At 67.5% G+C, this 14,207-nt stretch carries 17 protein-coding genes; 7 read left to right on the plus strand and 10 right to left on the minus strand.

Annotation, left to right across the window (positions count from 1 at the left end):
- The first annotated feature begins 4 nt into the window (after positions 1 to 4).
- Positions 5 to 331 carry a hypothetical protein gene (locus tag ASJ79_RS06130; RefSeq protein WP_231750744.1) on the plus strand — a complete coding sequence of 109 codons (327 nt, stop codon included), beginning with the start codon at positions 5 to 7 and terminating at the stop codon, positions 329 to 331.
- A gap of 76 nt (positions 332 to 407) precedes the next feature.
- Here ASJ79_RS06130 and ASJ79_RS06135 read toward each other — a convergent pair whose 3' ends face one another.
- Positions 408 to 926 (minus strand): hypothetical protein, encoded by a 519-nt coding sequence (locus ASJ79_RS06135; RefSeq protein WP_067953847.1) that lies wholly within the window; start codon positions 924 to 926, stop codon positions 408 to 410.
- Positions 927 to 1,003: 77 nt separating this feature from the next.
- On the opposite strand from ASJ79_RS06135, the gene ASJ79_RS06140 reads away from it, so the two are divergent.
- Positions 1,004 to 1,429: a hypothetical protein gene (locus ASJ79_RS06140; RefSeq protein ID WP_067953848.1), complete on the plus strand. Its 426-nt coding sequence runs from the start codon at positions 1,004 to 1,006 to the stop codon at positions 1,427 to 1,429.
- A 33-nt stretch (positions 1,430 to 1,462) separates the two neighbouring features.
- Here the strand turns inward: ASJ79_RS06140 and ASJ79_RS06145 are convergent, their stop codons facing one another.
- Both ASJ79_RS06145 and ASJ79_RS06150 read right to left on the minus strand, forming a co-directional pair.
- Entirely contained in the window at positions 1,463 to 1,903 is a 441-nt protein-coding gene (locus tag ASJ79_RS06145) for a hypothetical protein (protein ID WP_067953849.1), read from the minus strand.
- A 52-nt stretch (positions 1,904 to 1,955) separates the two neighbouring features.
- Positions 1,956 to 3,236 (minus strand): cytochrome P450, encoded by a 1,281-nt coding sequence (locus ASJ79_RS06150; RefSeq protein WP_067953850.1) that lies wholly within the window; start codon positions 3,234 to 3,236, stop codon positions 1,956 to 1,958.
- A gap of 183 nt (positions 3,237 to 3,419) precedes the next feature.
- Here ASJ79_RS06150 and ASJ79_RS06155 point away from each other — a divergent pair, with 183 nt between their 5' ends.
- Positions 3,420 to 4,046, plus strand: coding sequence for a TetR/AcrR family transcriptional regulator (locus tag ASJ79_RS06155; protein ID WP_067953851.1), 627 nt, complete (start codon positions 3,420 to 3,422; stop codon positions 4,044 to 4,046).
- On the opposite strand, the gene ASJ79_RS06160 is transcribed toward ASJ79_RS06155, so the two are convergent.
- The 6 genes from ASJ79_RS06160 to ASJ79_RS06185 form a co-directional block, all read right to left on the minus strand.
- The gene (locus ASJ79_RS06160; RefSeq protein ID WP_067953860.1) at positions 4,034 to 4,327 is read right to left on the minus strand and encodes a cytochrome C oxidase subunit IV family protein; all 294 of its coding nucleotides are present in this window, start codon (positions 4,325 to 4,327) and stop codon (positions 4,034 to 4,036) included. The two genes, ASJ79_RS06155 and ASJ79_RS06160, sit on opposite strands and share 13 nt — an antisense overlap.
- Positions 4,328 to 4,332: 5 nt before the next feature.
- Positions 4,333 to 4,929, minus strand: a complete 597-nt coding sequence (locus ASJ79_RS06165; RefSeq protein WP_067953861.1) for a cytochrome c oxidase subunit 3 — start codon at positions 4,927 to 4,929, stop codon at positions 4,333 to 4,335.
- 5 nt (positions 4,930 to 4,934) lie between these two features.
- Positions 4,935 to 5,690, minus strand: coding sequence for a hypothetical protein (locus ASJ79_RS06170; protein WP_067953852.1), 756 nt, complete (start codon positions 5,688 to 5,690; stop codon positions 4,935 to 4,937).
- Positions 5,687 to 6,442, minus strand: a complete 756-nt coding sequence (locus tag ASJ79_RS06175) for a hypothetical protein (protein ID WP_067953853.1) — start codon at positions 6,440 to 6,442, stop codon at positions 5,687 to 5,689. Before ASJ79_RS06175 ends, ASJ79_RS06170 begins: the two co-directional genes overlap by 4 nt.
- Before the next feature lie 100 nt (positions 6,443 to 6,542).
- Positions 6,543 to 7,697: a thiolase family protein gene (locus ASJ79_RS06180; RefSeq protein WP_067953854.1), complete on the minus strand. Its 1,155-nt coding sequence runs from the start codon at positions 7,695 to 7,697 to the stop codon at positions 6,543 to 6,545.
- Positions 7,698 to 7,709: 12 nt separating this feature from the next.
- Entirely contained in the window at positions 7,710 to 8,138 is a 429-nt protein-coding gene (locus ASJ79_RS06185) for a Zn-ribbon domain-containing OB-fold protein (protein ID WP_067953862.1), read from the minus strand.
- A 96-nt stretch (positions 8,139 to 8,234) separates the two neighbouring features.
- Between ASJ79_RS06185 and ASJ79_RS06190 the strand changes: the two genes are divergently transcribed.
- On the plus strand, positions 8,235 to 8,753 hold the full coding sequence (locus tag ASJ79_RS06190; RefSeq protein WP_067953855.1) for a VOC family protein: 519 nt from the start codon (positions 8,235 to 8,237) through the stop codon (positions 8,751 to 8,753).
- 5 nt (positions 8,754 to 8,758) lie between these two features.
- On the opposite strand, the gene ASJ79_RS06195 is transcribed toward ASJ79_RS06190, so the two are convergent.
- Entirely contained in the window at positions 8,759 to 9,475 is a 717-nt protein-coding gene (locus ASJ79_RS06195) for an enoyl-CoA hydratase/isomerase family protein (protein WP_067953856.1), read from the minus strand.
- Between the two features lie 93 nt (positions 9,476 to 9,568).
- On the opposite strand from ASJ79_RS06195, the gene ASJ79_RS06200 reads away from it, so the two are divergent.
- From ASJ79_RS06200 to ASJ79_RS06210, 3 genes are read left to right on the plus strand one after another with little or no spacing between them, the layout of a single operon-like run.
- Positions 9,569 to 11,158 (plus strand): AMP-binding protein, encoded by a 1,590-nt coding sequence (locus tag ASJ79_RS06200; RefSeq protein WP_067953857.1) that lies wholly within the window; start codon positions 9,569 to 9,571, stop codon positions 11,156 to 11,158.
- Between the two features lie 35 nt (positions 11,159 to 11,193).
- Positions 11,194 to 12,384 carry an amidohydrolase family protein gene (locus ASJ79_RS06205; protein WP_067953858.1) on the plus strand — a complete coding sequence of 397 codons (1,191 nt, stop codon included), beginning with the start codon at positions 11,194 to 11,196 and terminating at the stop codon, positions 12,382 to 12,384.
- A gap of 46 nt (positions 12,385 to 12,430) precedes the next feature.
- The gene (locus tag ASJ79_RS06210) at positions 12,431 to 13,897 is read left to right on the plus strand and encodes a FadD3 family acyl-CoA ligase (protein WP_067953859.1); all 1,467 of its coding nucleotides are present in this window, start codon (positions 12,431 to 12,433) and stop codon (positions 13,895 to 13,897) included.
- Positions 13,898 to 14,207 lie beyond the last annotated feature (310 nt).

A 14,207-nucleotide genomic window follows, 5' to 3' on the forward strand; every position in this document is an offset into this window, starting at 1 on the left:
CCACATCGCCGTGTCAGCCGTCGTTCTGACAACTCTGCCATTGATCGAACTGACCGCGTCACCGGTCGGCCGCGCCCAACCGCCACCGCCGCAGTGTCCGCCCGGCCAGGCCCCGCCGCTGCCGGGTCAGTCTGTCCTGGCGCCCCCCGGTGCGACGCCAGTCGCCCCGAGTGCCTTCGACGGCGACGCGTCCGGGGGGCCGAGCATCACGTCTGCGACGTACGACCCGCAGACCGGGCAGTACCTGACCGCGGACGGCGCGCTGCATCAGATCAACACTGTCGCTGCGGGTTCGGCGCCGAAGTCCTGGAAGGATCTGCTGCCGGTGTGACGCCGGGGCCGTCGAACGACGGCCCCTCGGAACGGAATCGCCTACCCGGCAAGTTCTCCGGCGTCGCGCGGCGGCTTCAGGAGAGCTTCTCCGCCCGCACCGGCAGCTCGATCACCTTCGCCTTGTTGACGCCGCACGCGCCGCTGTCGCTCTTGGTGATGTTGCGCCCGCCGAAGGTGGTGATGTCCCTGGTGGTCCGCCGCTCCTGCACCGGATCCATACCCCACAGGATGAACTTCTGATAGCCGGTGGCGAAAGTGCCGTCAGGGCATGGCATCCAGTTCGGGACGACGTGATCGACGAACCAGAAATCGTCGAGCCGGATCGTGCCGGTCCAGCCCAGGCTGCTCTTGACCTCGCCGCTGCACTCGATCGGACTCACGCACGAGGTGTTCACCGTCCAGGTCTCCAGGACCGACTGCTGCTTGATCTTCACCTCGTTGGTTCTGGCCCATGCACCGTCGGAGTACACGCTCCAGGTGCCGGTGATGTCGACCCCCCAGTCCTGGGCCTGGGCCGTCGGGGCGATGATCACACTTCCCAGCACAGCCGTCGCCGTCGCCGCGACGCCACCCAACACCCGTGTTACGCGCATGGCTTCAGCCTATCGTCGCCGACAGTTACGCTCTTCAAAAGCGAGAATTTCGTTCCGCCGCATGGGAAAATGTGCGGATGCGATCCCTTGTCGCAGCGCTTGCTGCTCTGGCGGCCCCGGCAGTCCTGACGGCGGCGCCGGCGGCTGCGGTCCCCCCGCCGCCACCGCCTGGCGGGGAGTGCAACTATCCGAACTGCACGCCCGGAATCCAGCCGAACGTGGTACTGGGCTCCTACTGCTCCAACACCACGTATTACGTGTTCGGAGTGACGGATTGGGGCCGTCTGGTGTTCTGCGGGTCCCCGCGGCGATACGAGCCGCGCTGGTTCCGTTCTCCGGAGATGCACGGCATCAAGAACGTCGGTGACCTGTGTCCGTCACTCGACGGCGGGGTGGCCCAGGCGCCGGACGGGCTGTTCCTGACCTGCATCGCCAAGGACAACCGGTCCTACTGGGAGCGTGGTGACACCTCCGTCGGCGGCGGCAACCCGCCACCGCAGTAGAACGGCGCCGCCCCCTCGCCGAGGGGCGGACCGCTACCAGGGGCGCTGCGAGCAGAGTGCTCCGCGGAGACCGGAATCGGTGGCCACCACCACGTCGTCGACCCTCAATTCGCACACGAACCCCGGTGGCGCCAGCTCGGGCGTCTGAGTGGTCGGCAAGCCGACCACGACCATCGACCACTGCGCGGGGTCGGCCAACCAGGTCTCGAACACCCACGGCTTGTTCGGGCCGAGGTTGGCCTCGACGTTGGGGGTGAACAGATACGGATTGTGGCTGTACTCGGCCCAGTTCGGCGGATCCTTCTCGCGGTAGTAGATCTCGGCGTTGGTGATGTCCTGTGCGGCGCCGACCGTGTAGCGGATGTGATGCAGCGGGGGCTGAGCGACAGCCGTGCCACCCGTGCCGACGACGCCGGCCGCAACCAATCCGGTCACGGATGCGGCGAGGATCGGAACCGCTTTGCAGAACACCATTTTCGGATTTTAGAACGGAGCTTCTGTCACCGTGCCGGAATCGTCGGTCTGCCTAGCGCACCGGGTCGAATGTGATGTTCAGCTCGGTGAGTCCGCGCAGGATGAACGTCGGCTCGTAGTTGTAGCGGCGCGCACCGGGGGGGCCGTGCAGTTCCTCGTCGATCGCGATGTCGGACATCCGGTCCAGGATCCGTTCGATCGACACCCGGCCCTCGACGCGGGCCAGCGGCCCGCCCGGGCACGAGTGCACGCCGCGACCGAACGCGATGTGTTCGCGAACGTTCTTGCGGTCCAGGTCGAATTCGTGCGGATGCTCGAAGCGACCGGGGTCGCGGTTGACCGCACCGGGGCACACCATCAGCGTGGTGCCTGCGGGTACGTCCATGTCTCCGACCTTGGTGTTCTTCTTGGCCAACCGGAACTGGCTCTTGACCGGCGCGTCCATCCGCAGCGCCTCCTCGATGAAGACCGGGATGCGGCTGCGGTCGCGGCGCAACCGCTCCTGGACCTCGGGATGGTCGCCCAGCACCCGCAGCGACGCCGTGAGCAACTTGGTGGTGGTCTCCTGCCCGGCGGCGAACAGGAACGTCGCCGAGCGGACCACCTCGATCACCGGCGGGGTCGACCCGTCCGGGTACTTGGCCGTCGCCAACGCGGTGAGCACGTCGTCGCGCGGGTTCTCGCGCCGTTCCTCCAGGTAGGCGATGAATTTCTCGTCGAGCCATTCCAGCGGGTTGGCGCCGACCAGGTCGCTGTGGTCGAGCGAGCCGACGTTGGCGCCGGGCCGCGGGGCGCCCAGCACGGTGCGGAACTCTTCGTGGTCGGCCTCGGGCACACCCAGCATGTCGGCGATCACCAACAGCGAGAACGGCTTCGCATAGGCGGTCAGGAACTCGCAGCGCCCGGCGGCGATGAAGTCGTCGAGCACCTCGTCGGCCAGCCGCCACATGAAGTCCTCGTTCTCCTTGAGCCGGCTGGGCGTCAGCAGCCGGTTCAGCAGCGAACGTGCGTTGGTGTGGTCCGGCGGGTCCATGGTGACCATGTGCTCGAACATCGGCATCTGAGGGCGGTGCGCGGTGATCTGGTCGGTGATGTCGTCACCTTCGGGGGTGAACGGCAGCGGCGGGAAGGGCCCCGCGACGGCGATGCAGGACGAGAAGGTGTCCGCGTCCTTGAGCACTACCGCGGCCTCCTCGTAACCGGTGACCGCCAGCACGCCGTAATTGGGTTCCCGGACCACCGGACACTTGCTGCGCAGATGGTCGAAGTACGGATGCGGGTCCGGCACCAGGGAGGGATCGGTGAAGTAGTCGATCGTGTCGAAGTCGGTCATGTCCGAGGCCTCCCGGGGCTGGCGGGTGTGGTGGTATTCACGAAAATATGCTGAGCACCTGCTTAGCATGGTGCCGGAGTTAGGGTCAAGATCGGCGCGTTCCCGGGATGTCACGATCTGCATGCCGGTGCGGACCGGTGGTGTCACGCTGTGGGGGCATCGACGACAGAGGTGGGAGTTGGCATGGCATCGCCGCGACGAATCGGGGCGCCGGACGCGAAGAATCGGGTGGTGCTGCTCGATGCAGCCGAACAGCTGCTCCTCGAGGAGGGTTACGCCGCCGTGACCTCCCGCCGGGTGGCCGACCGGGCGGGCCTGAAACCTCAGTTGGTGCACTACTACTTCCGCACCATGGAGGACCTGTTCCTGGCCGTCTTCCACCGCCGGGCCGAGGAAGGGCTGGCGGTGCTGACCACCGCGCTGCAGTCGCCACAGCCGCTGTGGGCGCTGTGGCGGTTCAGTACCGCCCCCGAGGCGACCCGACTGACGATGGAATTCATGGGCCTGGCGAACCACCGCAAAGCCCTGCGGGCCGAGATCGTGTACTACGCCGAGCGTTTCAGGCAGGAGCAGAACCGCGCGATCTCCGACGCCCTGCAACGCTACGGGGTGGGGTCGACCGAGGTGCCGCCGGTGGTGTGGACGGTGTTCGCGACGAGCGTGTCGCAGGCCCTGGTGATGGAGCGGGCGCTCGGAATGGACACCGGCCACGCGGAGACGTTCGCGTTCTGCGAGGAGTGGATCCGGCGCCTGGAAGGGGACCCGCTGCCGGATCTTCCCGGGCCGCCGGACACTTCTCACCAGAGGTAGACCACCAGGACGGCCGTCCACAACACGACCAGCCACGCATCGGTGCCGCGGCGCAACCAGCGCGGCGCCGTGCGCACCTCCATGAAGTAGCGGATGATCATGCGGCACTTGACGAAGCCCAGCAGGATCGCGGCGACGGTGATGGGGACACTGGGGTCGGCGTGACCGCCGGAATGGCCGGGCGCCAGCCACCATGACAGCAGCGTGATCGCCGAAAGGCCAAGCCAGGCAAGCGTGATGGCGCGGTTCTGGGCCGAAGCGCCCGTCGTCGTCGCGGTCATCGTGGTCACCTCATCACGTACAGCAGGCCGAAGATGACCACCCACAGCAGGTCGACCATGTGCCAGTAGATCGCCCCGGATTCGACCATGGACATGCGCCGCTTCCGCGGGTTGCGCAGCTCCCGCACGACGATCCCCATGATCAACAGGCCCAGCGCCACATGGAACAGGTGCACGCCGGTGAGCATGTAGTAGAACATGAAGAACTCGCTGCCGGCCATCGTGTGGCCCTCGGCGATCTTCATCGTCCACTCGTAGGCCTTGATGGCGACGAACAGCACGCCGCAGCCCGCGCCGCAGTAGGTCAAGCGCAGCGCGGCGGGATGGTCCCCACCGCGGGCGGCCAGCACACTGCGGGCGACGAACCACGAACTCGTCAGCAGCACAAGGGTGTTCAGGACACCGATGTTGAGGTTCAGGTGTTGCTGGGCGTCCAGGAAACTCTGCGGGGCCATGGTGCGGTGCACCATGAAGATCACGAAGTAGGCGCCGAAGATCACCAGATCGCCCAGCACCATCACCCACATGTTCATGTCACCGGGCAGGTGCGAGGTCATGTCTGCGCCCGGGCGGGTGCGTGTGCTCCCGGTAGCCCTCGTCATCTCCGTCATGGCAGCGGCGCCTCGTCCGCGGGCTGGAGTTCGTTGGCGCGCTTGAGGAAATAGATGACGCAGGAGAGCCAGACGCCGAAGATCACCGTGCCCATCCAGAACGAGATCGATCCGTTCCAGGCGAACGGGCCGGCCTTGGAGACGAACACCGGCACGGCCAGGATCTCGGTGACGATCTGCCAGACCGTGACGTAGGCCAGCCACTTGGGGAAGATCTGGTTGCGGTCATAGAGGATCGCGACGGCGAAGGCGAAGTACGCGGTGGTGAAGCAGCCGAGCGACCCCACGTAGGACAGCAGCCCCAGGTCGTACAGCAGCGCCAGCAGCTCGGGATCGCGGTCGGGCCGGTACACCGCCGCCAGGAAGCAGAACGCGACCAGCAGGCAGCCGGGCAGCGCGCCGACCGCCATCGATCCGACGTAGGCGTAGGCCAACGTCGAGCCGGTCGACATCCGCTTCATGTGGTAGGCCACGATGCCGTTGGCCACCCCGGCGCCGCCGACGATGAGGATCAGGATCCCGAAGCCGATCTGGATCGTGGTGGAGTGTGCGGCGAAGAAATCCACCTGCTGGGAAACGGTGATGTCGGGCCGCGGCGGCGGCATCACCCGCGCCAGCGCGAAGAAGATGACGCCGAACGCGGTGTAGAACGCGGGCACGATCCAGAACACCAACCAAATGTCGCGTTTGCCTGCGCGCGGTACCGCGGTGTCGGACGCCGGAGTCCGGACGGCCGGCGTCGCCGTGCTCATCGCGCGATGCCTTCCTCGATCGCCTGCCGGCGCAACGTGTTCCGCAGCACGAAGAACATCACGAGGAGAAACGCGGCGAAGGCGACAAAGCGCAACAAGAACGACACGGCGCCGTCCCAGGCCAACGGCCCGGTGCGGGCCACCGCCGCGGCCGCGGCCGGGGCCATCGCGAGGCCGGTGACGACGGCGAAATGGCCGACCCAGCGCGGGAACACCGGGCGGGGGCTGCCGTGCCTGCCCGTGTCGAAGTAGACCGCCGCGGCCAGCAGCAGATTCTGCGCGACCACCATCCCGACCGGGGCGACGAGGGTGATCCAGGCGAGATCGTTGACCAGCTGCACCAGCTCGGGACTGCGCTCGGGCCGGAACGCGGCCACCAGGTAGAAGATGTCGGCCAGCGCGAAGATCGTGGCTCCGCTGACCACCGCGGTCAGGTAGCAGTACGCCAGCGCATGACTCTGGGTCGTCATCCGCTTCATCTGCACGACGATCACCATGAAGAACGGCAGCAGCATGATCGCGCAGAGGTTGTAGGTGATCATGCTGAACCGGATCAGCGCCGCGTTGTCGGCGTAGAAAGAGGCGACCTCGGCGGGCGGAAGGTCCGGCGGCATCGGCGGGAAGAAGCCGGGGAACGCGACGAACGCGATCAGCAGCACGACGCCGAAGACCGCGGCGGTCCACAGGCTGACGAGCTGGGTTCTGATCGCGGTGGTCCGGGGCAGGTCCTCGGCTTCGGCGAGTATCTGCATGCGCCTCCCCTTCTTCGCCGGAGCGGGCCGGTAGCCGTCCGGCTACCCCGCGCCACCGACAGTAGCCGATCGGCTACTCACCTTCCAGGGCGCGTAAGCGCTACAGCGACAGGATCGTTGCCGACGCCGTGCCCGGCGCCCCGTAGACCTGCGCGAGTCCGACGCGCGGCTGTCCCGGCACCTGCCGGTCGCCGGCTTCGCCGCGCAACTGCCTGACCAGCTCGTGCACCTGGCGCAGCCCGGAGGCGCCGATCGGCTCCCCGTTGGCGATCAGTCCGCCGTCGGTGTTGACCGGGATGCTGCCGTGGATCTCGGTCGCGCCGTCGGCCAGCAGCTTCTCCTGCTCACCGTCCGCGCACAGGCCCGTCTCGGCCATGTGGATGACCTCGGCGCCCGCGTCGGTGTCCTGCAGCTGGGCGATGTCGACGTCCTCGGGCCCGATGCCCGCGGCCTCGTAGGCGGCCCTGGCGGCGTACACGGTGGGTGACGGGTCCTCGTCCAGCGGGGCCGAGGTCGCGTGCACCTCGTACGCACCGAAGGTGCGCGTGCGAATCTCACTGGCGCGCACGAACACCGGTTTGTCGGTGAACCTGTGGGCGATGTCCCCCCGGCACATGATGACCGCGGCCGCGCCCTCGTCCGGGGCGCAGAACATGTACTGCGTCAGCGGGTAGTTCAGCACGGTCGAGTTTAGGATCTCGTCCACCGAGATCTCCTTGCGGCGGAACGCATTCGGGTTCAGCGCACCGTTGCGGAAGTTCTTGTTGGCCACGCGCGCCAGCGTCTCCTGCGAGATGTTGTGCTTGTGGATGTAGTGGTTGGCCTTCATGCCGAAGAACTTCGTCGTCACGAACTGCCCGTTCTCGGCGTACCACTGGGGGAGCGCGAGTTTGGCGGGGTCGTCGGTGAAGGCGCCGCGCGGGTGCTTGTCCAGCCCGATCGCGATACCGATGTCGTACTTGCCGAGTCGGATGGTGTCGGCGGTCTGCTGAATCGCCGAGGCCGCGGTGGCGCACGCGTTGAACACGTTGGTGAACGTGATACCCGTGAGGCCGACCAGTCGGGTGACGGCGTCGGGGTTGGACACCTCGTAGCTGCCGCCGAACCCGAACTGGATGTCCTTCCAGTCGACGCCTGCGTCGGTGAGCGCGGACTGGATCGCCTCGGCACCCATCTGCATCGCGGTCTTGTCGAACCGGCCGAAAGGATGCAGGCCCACGCCGATGATCGCGACGTCGTTTGCGGAAGTGGTCATCGCCGCACTCCTCTAGTTGTCGATCGGACGGAACGCGAAGGTGACGATTTCGGCGCCGTCCTCATCGGTGGTGAACGGGATCATCGTCAACTCGACCTGTTGGCCGAACTGCAGCTTCGCCGGGTCGTTCTCGGTGAGCCGGCCCTCGACCCGGACCACGTCGTCGAGTTGGACGAGGCCGACGCCGAAGGGCACGAAATCCTTGCCGGCCGGGCCCTTGTACGGGGCACCCGGCGGGAAGCCCTGCGTCGTCCAGGCGATCAGCGTGCCGCGCCGCGGCAGCAGTACATCGGACATCTCGCCGCCGCTGCATTTCGGGCACCGTTGCTGCACCGGGAACGTGGTGGCCCCGCAGCTGCCGCAGGTGCTGCCGATCAGCTGAGGATCGTCGTCCGGCCAGGTGGAGATTTCGGGCGCGAGCGCGCGCTGTGTGGTGGACACGGCTTGACGATAATCGGAAATGGCGTTCTCGTCCAGAGAGAACACGTCGGTCGGATGCCGGGACGGCGCGCGGCCGGCCTTGTTACCGTGCGGCGCATGATCCTTCCCGGACCCATCCGCCAGATCGGTTACGTCGTCGATGATCTGGACCGTGCCCTGGACAGCTGGGTGGCACTCGGCATCGGGCCGTGGCACGTGATCAGAAGCATGCCGCAGCGGGTGACCTATCGCGGTGAGCCGTGTGAGATCACGCTGTCGCTGGCGTTGGCCAACAGCGGAGACCTGCAGGTCGAGCTCATCTGTCAGGACGACCGGACGCCGAGCATCTTCACCGAGTTCCTGACCGCGGCGGGGCCCGGATTCCACCAACTGGCCTACTGGACCGAGGATTTCGACGCCACGATGGCGGCGGTGGCCGCGGCGGGCTGGCCGGTCGTGTGGGCCGGGGGCCAGGATGTCGGGACCAGATTCGCCTACCTGGAACCGCCCGGTGGCCCGGCGGCAGTCATCGAGATCATGGAGCTCAACGCGATGACGCACGGGATGGCGACCTTCGTGCGGGACGCGGCGGCGGACTGGGACGGGCGCGATCCGGTTCGGGAACTGGGCGCGTAGCGGGGCTATCGGCCCTTGTTCATCACCTTGTCGGCGGCGGCCCAGTGCTCGTCGGACACCCACAGGCGCGCGAAGGCCGCGACGGCCTCGGTGGTCGGAACACCGCGCATGACGCGCTTGACCTCGCCGGCGGGGACGGAGGCCAGCGCGCGGGCGACGACGCGCCACTGGTGGTCGAACGAGGCGCGCGGGATCACCTGGTCGACGAGGCCGATGCGTTCGGCTTCGACGGCCGACACGATCCGGCCGGTGCCCGCCAGGAGCAGGGCCCGGCTGTAGCCGACGAGGTTCACCAGCCGCTCGGCCCCGCCCCAGGCCGGCATGATCGCGAGCGCCACCTGATTGAAACCGATCTTGATGTCGTCGGCGGCCACGCGGACGTCGGCCGCCACCGCGAACTCCGCGCCGCCACCGAGGGCGTGGCCGTTGAGGGCGGCCAGCACCGGACCGGGGAAGCCGGCGATGCGATCGCAGATCGACCGCATGCGGAACGCCATCGCCGCGGCCTGTTCCTCGGTGCGCAGCGCGCTCAGTTCCTTGAGATCGCCGCCTGAGACGAACGCCTTGTCGCCGGCGCCGGTCAGCGCCAGCGCCGCCGCACCCGCGGCGCCGTCGAGCGCCTTGTCGAGCTGGTCCATGGTCTCCAGCGAGATCGCGTTGCGCGCATGGGGGCGATCGATGGTGATGACCGCCAGACCGTCGTCGATTTCGAGGTCGACCATCAAGCGTTCTCCCTCCTCGGTATTGGCATTCTCGCAGGGGGAGAATAACATCGCCTGGCATCTCCTCCGCGGACGGGAAGGTGGCGCACTGCCATGCGAAGGATTCCTGCTGAGCTCGTCAGACGCTACGAGCGGGAGGGCTACTGGACCCCGGAAACCCTGGGCGACCTACTGGCCCGGGGGCTGGCGGACAGTCCCGAGACGGGCTTCTACGTGCACTCGTCGGTCCGGCCCTACCGGGGCACGTTCGGCGAGGTCGAACACGAGGCCCGGCGGTTGGCCGCGGGCCTGCGCCGCCTCGGGGTCGGACCCGGCGACGTGGTGGCGATGCAGCTGCCGAACTGGCGGGAGGCCGCGGTCGTGTTCTGGGCGTCGGCGTTCCTCGGGGCGGTGATCGTGCCGATCGTGCACTTCTACGGCCGCAAGGAGCTGGCCCACATCCTGGCCACGGCCAAGCCGCGGGTGTTCGTCACGACCGCGGAATTCGGCCGCATGCGGTACCAGCCCGACCTGTGCGCCGACGTGCCGGTCGTCGGCCTGGTCGCCGGTGCCGGATCGGGCGCGCCCAACGAGTACGCGTTCGAGGCCCTGCTCTCCGAGGAACCGTTGACCGGAACGGTTCCGGCCGATCCGGCCGGGCCGGCGCTGATCGCGTTCACCTCCGGCACCACCCGCGACCCCAAGGGCGTCGTCCACAGTCATCAGACCCTGAGCTTCGAGACCCGCCAGCTGCTGGCGAACTATCCGCCCGACCGCGGGCGCCAGTTGACCGCGACCCCGGTCGGGCACTTCATCGGCATGGTCGGCGCCTTCCTGATCCCGGTGCTCGAGGGCGCACCGATCGATCTGTGTGACGTCTGGGATCCGGGCCGGGTGCTCCAGCTCATCGAGAGCGAGGGACTCTCGATCGGAGGCGGGCCGCCCTACTTCGTCACCAGCCTGCTCGACCACCCCGACTGCCGGCCCGAGCACCTGCGGTCCTTCAAGACCGTCGGCCTGGGCGGCTCGACGGTGCCCGCCGCCGTCACGCAGCGCCTCACCGATCTGGGGATGTTCGTGTTCCGGTCCTACGGCAGCACCGAGCATCCGTCGATCACCGGTTCCCGGCCCAGTGCGCCTGCGGCGAAACGTCTCTTCACCGACGGCAACCCCCGCCCCGGTGTGGAGATCCGGCTCGGGCCCGACGGCGAGATCTTCAGCCGCGGACCGGATCTGTGCCTGGGCTACACCGACGACGAACTGACCGCGCGGGCGTTCGACGACGACGGCTGGTACCGCACCGGCGACATCGGCGTGCTCGACGAGGACGGTTACCTGACCATCACCGACCGCAAGTCCGACGTGATCATCCGCGGCGGCGAGAACATCAGCGCGCTGGAGGTGGAGGAGGTGCTGCTGGCGATGCCGTCCGTCGCCGAGGCGGTCGTGGTCGCCGCTCCGGACCCGCGGTTGGGCGAGCACGCCGCGGCGGTCCTGCGGATCCGTGACGGTCACGCGATGCCGACCCTCGACGAGGTGCGCGCGCACTTCAGGCAGACCGGTGTGGCGGCCCAGAAGTGGCCCGAGGAGTTGCACCGGGTGGACGACTTCCCCCGCACCGCGAGCGGGAAGGTCCAGAAGTACGTGATCCGGCAGCAGGTCGCGGCCGGCGACGGGTTGGTCGTTGCGGCCTCCCGCAAATGAGAATACGATTCTCTCGATAGGAAAAGGAGTCTTTCATGGGACAACTGTCGCACCGGGTGGAGATCCCGTTCCCGCTGTTCGATGCGGACAACCACCTGTACGAGCCGCCGGAGGCGATGACGAAGTACCTGCCCAAGGAGTACAAGGACATCGTCCAGTACGTCGAGGTCAACGGGCGCACCAAGATCGCGCTCAAGGGGCAGATCAGCAACTACATCCCGAACCCGACCTTCTCGGTGGTCGCCAAGCCGGGTGCCTGGGAGGAGTACTTCAAGTACGGCAACCCGGACGGCAAGAGCAAGCGTGAGTTGTTCGGTGAGCCGATGAAGGCGATCCCGGCGTTCTTCGAGCCCGAGCCGCGCATCAAGGTGATGGACGAGCTGGGCGTCGACCGCAGCCTGATGTTCCCGACGCTGGCGAGCCTGATCGAGGAGCGCCTGTCCGACGACCCGGTGGCCATCCACGTCATCATCCACGCGCTCAACCAGTGGCTGGACGAGGTGTGGGGGTTCAACTACCAGAACCGCATCTTCACCACACCGGTGATCACCCTGCCCATCGTCGAGAAGGCGATCGAGGAGCTGGAGTGGGCGGTCAAGCGCGGTGCCCGCGCGATCCTGATCCGCCCCGCTCCGGTGCCCGGCTTCCGCGGGCCGCGTTCGTTCGCACTGCCCGAGTTCGACCCGTTCTGGGAGCGGGTGGTTCATCACGACATCTTCGTCGGCATGCACTCCTCGGACAGCGGTTACTCGCGCTACACCTCCGAGTGGGACGGCCAGGCGCAGGAGATGCTGCCGTTCCAGACCAACGCCATGTCGATCCTCAACGAGTGGCGCCCGATCCAGGATGCGGTGGCGTCCTGGGTGATCCACGGCGCGCTGTTCCGGTTCCCGAAGCTCAAGGTGGGCATCGTCGAGGCCGGCTCGAAATGGATGTTCCCGCTGCTCGACTCGATGGCCGAGGTGTACAAGAAGGCTCCCGAGGCGTTCCTGGGCAACCCGATCGAGGAGATCAAGAACCGCATCTACGTCAGCCCCTTCTACGAGGAGGGCATCGACGACCTGATCAACCTGATCGGCGTGGACCAGGTGCTCTACGGTTCCGACTGGCCGCATCCGGAGGGTCTGGCCGAGCCGACGCACTATGTCACCGCGCTCGAGCATCTCTCCGTCGAGGATCAGGCCAAGATCATGGGCGGCAACCTGGGACGTCTCGTCACCACGTGACGTACGAAGCGCACGCGCTGCGACGATCAAGGGCGCCCCGCGCCCGATGAGGAGTAGCGCCATCAGTAAGTGGCAGACCATCCCCGAGATGGTCGCCGGCGCGGCGGACCGGTTCGGCGACGCGGAAGCGGTCGTCGACGGTCCGCTGCGCCTGTCGTTCACCGAAGTGGTCGAGCGCATCCGTTGCGCCGCAGGCGCTTTCGCCGATCTCGGCATCGCCAAGGGCGAGCGGGCCGCGATCTGGGCGCCCAACAGCGCCGAGTGGATCGTCGCCGCGTTCGGGCTGCTCACCGCGGGCGGGGTGCTGGTGCCGGTGAACACCCGCTTCAAGGCCGACGAGGCGGCCGACATCATCAGCCGCAGCGGCGCGAAAGCGGTTCTGGTGCAGCAGGGTTTCCTCGGCGTGGACTATGTCGCTCCGGCCGGCGTGCCGGTGATCGACCTCAAGTCCGACTTCCTCGGCAGCGGTGCGCCGTTCAGCCGTCCCGTCGACGGCAGCGACATCTCCGACATCATCTTCACCTCCGGGACCACCGGGCGGCCCAAGGGCGTGATGATGAACCATCGCCAGAATCTGCGGTTGTACGAGGAGTGGTGCGACCTGGCCGACCTGCGGCAGGGTGACCGCTACCTGATGATCAACCCGTACTTCCACACCTTCGGCTACAAGGCCGGGCTCATCGCCTCCTTCATCCGCGGCGCCACCATGCTGCCGGTGCCGGTGTTCGAGGTCGATCGCGTGGTGGAACTCATTGCCGCAGAGCGTGTCACGATGCTTCCCGGTCCACCCACCCTTTACCACTCGCTGCTGGGGGTGGCGGACAAGTCGAAGCTGGCCACACTGCGCGCCGGGGTGACGGGCGCGGCGGACATCCCGGTGGAGCTGGTTCGGCGCGTGCACGAGGAGCTGCCCTTCCGGACACTCGCGACGGGTTACGGACTCACCGAGGCGGGCACTGCCACGCTGTCGCGGCCGGGGGATTCGTTCGAAGACATCGCGACCACGGCGGGCGTGGCCTGCGACGGTGTCGAACTGCGCATCGCCGACGACGGCGAGGTGCTGATCCGCGGCTACACCGTGATGCAGGGCTACCTCGACGATCCCGCCGCGACTGCCGAGGCGATCGATCCGGACGGCTGGCTGCACACCGGGGACCTCGGAACGCTCGACGACGCGGGCCGCCTGCGCATCGTCGGCCGCAAGAAGGACATGTACATCGTCGGCGGGTTCAACGCCTACCCCGCCGAGATCGAGGGCTTCCTCATGGAGCACCCGGCCGTGGCGCAGGCGGCGGTCATCGGCGTGCCGGACGAACGTCTCGGGCAGGTCGGCATGGCCTTCGTGGTGCCGAAGCCGGCCGGCGACGAGTTGACCGCCGACGGGTTGATCGCGTGGTGTCGTGACCGAATGGCCGGTTTCAAGGTGCCGCGGTATGTAGAGTTCCTCGACGAGTTGCCGTTGAACGCCACCGGCAAGGTGATGAAAGACCAGCTGCGGAACCACCGAAGCTGAGCGGTTGCCCCGCCCGGAACCGGCATTTCCCGCCGTCGGGGCGCTGTCCCGGCCAGTGAGACCGGGGTATCGTCAACGCGATACTCAAAAAAGAAGAATGACATTCTCATAGTGGCTATCGTGCGAATGAACCTGCAGACAAGGAGGTCGGTTGTGCCGTCTTTCAGGCGCCGCGACTCGGTGATCGACGCCGATCGCGTCGAAGAATCGACCGTGGAATCCGGCGTCGCGACGGATTCCGACGAGGCTCGTGCGCTCGTCGAGGAAGCCGAAGCCGAAGCCGCCGAGGCGGAGGCCCTGGCCGCCGCCG

The organism is Mycobacterium sp. NAZ190054, from assembly GCF_001545925.1.
In the GTDB taxonomy this organism is placed as follows: Bacteria; Actinomycetota; Actinomycetes; order Mycobacteriales; family Mycobacteriaceae; genus Mycobacterium.

What these genes read in the sequence shown, in the direction of transcription:
- ASJ79_RS06175 (WP_067953853.1), bottom strand. Translation starts at nt 6,442, where the DNA reads ATGCAGATACTCGCCGAAGCCGAGGACCTGCCCCGGACCACCGCGATC.
- ASJ79_RS06210 (WP_067953859.1), top strand. Translation starts at nt 12,431, where the DNA reads ATGAGGAGTAGCGCCATCAGTAAGTGGCAGACCATCCCCGAGATGGTC.
- ASJ79_RS06155 (WP_067953851.1), top strand. Translation starts at nt 3,420, where the DNA reads ATGGCATCGCCGCGACGAATCGGGGCGCCGGACGCGAAGAATCGGGTG.
- ASJ79_RS06180 (WP_067953854.1), bottom strand. Translation starts at nt 7,697, where the DNA reads ATGACCACTTCCGCAAACGACGTCGCGATCATCGGCGTGGGCCTGCAT.
- ASJ79_RS06195 (WP_067953856.1), bottom strand. Translation starts at nt 9,475, where the DNA reads ATGGTCGACCTCGAAATCGACGACGGTCTGGCGGTCATCACCATCGAT.
- ASJ79_RS06170 (WP_067953852.1), bottom strand. Translation starts at nt 5,690, where the DNA reads ATGAGCACGGCGACGCCGGCCGTCCGGACTCCGGCGTCCGACACCGCG.
- ASJ79_RS06205 (WP_067953858.1), top strand. Translation starts at nt 11,194, where the DNA reads ATGGGACAACTGTCGCACCGGGTGGAGATCCCGTTCCCGCTGTTCGAT.
- ASJ79_RS06190 (WP_067953855.1), top strand. Translation starts at nt 8,235, where the DNA reads ATGATCCTTCCCGGACCCATCCGCCAGATCGGTTACGTCGTCGATGAT.
- ASJ79_RS06160 (WP_067953860.1), bottom strand. Translation starts at nt 4,327, where the DNA reads ATGACCGCGACGACGACGGGCGCTTCGGCCCAGAACCGCGCCATCACG.
- ASJ79_RS06200 (WP_067953857.1), top strand. Translation starts at nt 9,569, where the DNA reads ATGCGAAGGATTCCTGCTGAGCTCGTCAGACGCTACGAGCGGGAGGGC.
- ASJ79_RS06135 (WP_067953847.1), bottom strand. Translation starts at nt 926, where the DNA reads ATGCGCGTAACACGGGTGTTGGGTGGCGTCGCGGCGACGGCGACGGCT.
- ASJ79_RS06140 (WP_067953848.1), top strand. Translation starts at nt 1,004, where the DNA reads ATGCGATCCCTTGTCGCAGCGCTTGCTGCTCTGGCGGCCCCGGCAGTC.
- ASJ79_RS06145 (WP_067953849.1), bottom strand. Translation starts at nt 1,903, where the DNA reads ATGGTGTTCTGCAAAGCGGTTCCGATCCTCGCCGCATCCGTGACCGGA.
- ASJ79_RS06150 (WP_067953850.1), bottom strand. Translation starts at nt 3,236, where the DNA reads ATGACCGACTTCGACACGATCGACTACTTCACCGATCCCTCCCTGGTG.
- ASJ79_RS06165 (WP_067953861.1), bottom strand. Translation starts at nt 4,929, where the DNA reads ATGACGAGGGCTACCGGGAGCACACGCACCCGCCCGGGCGCAGACATG.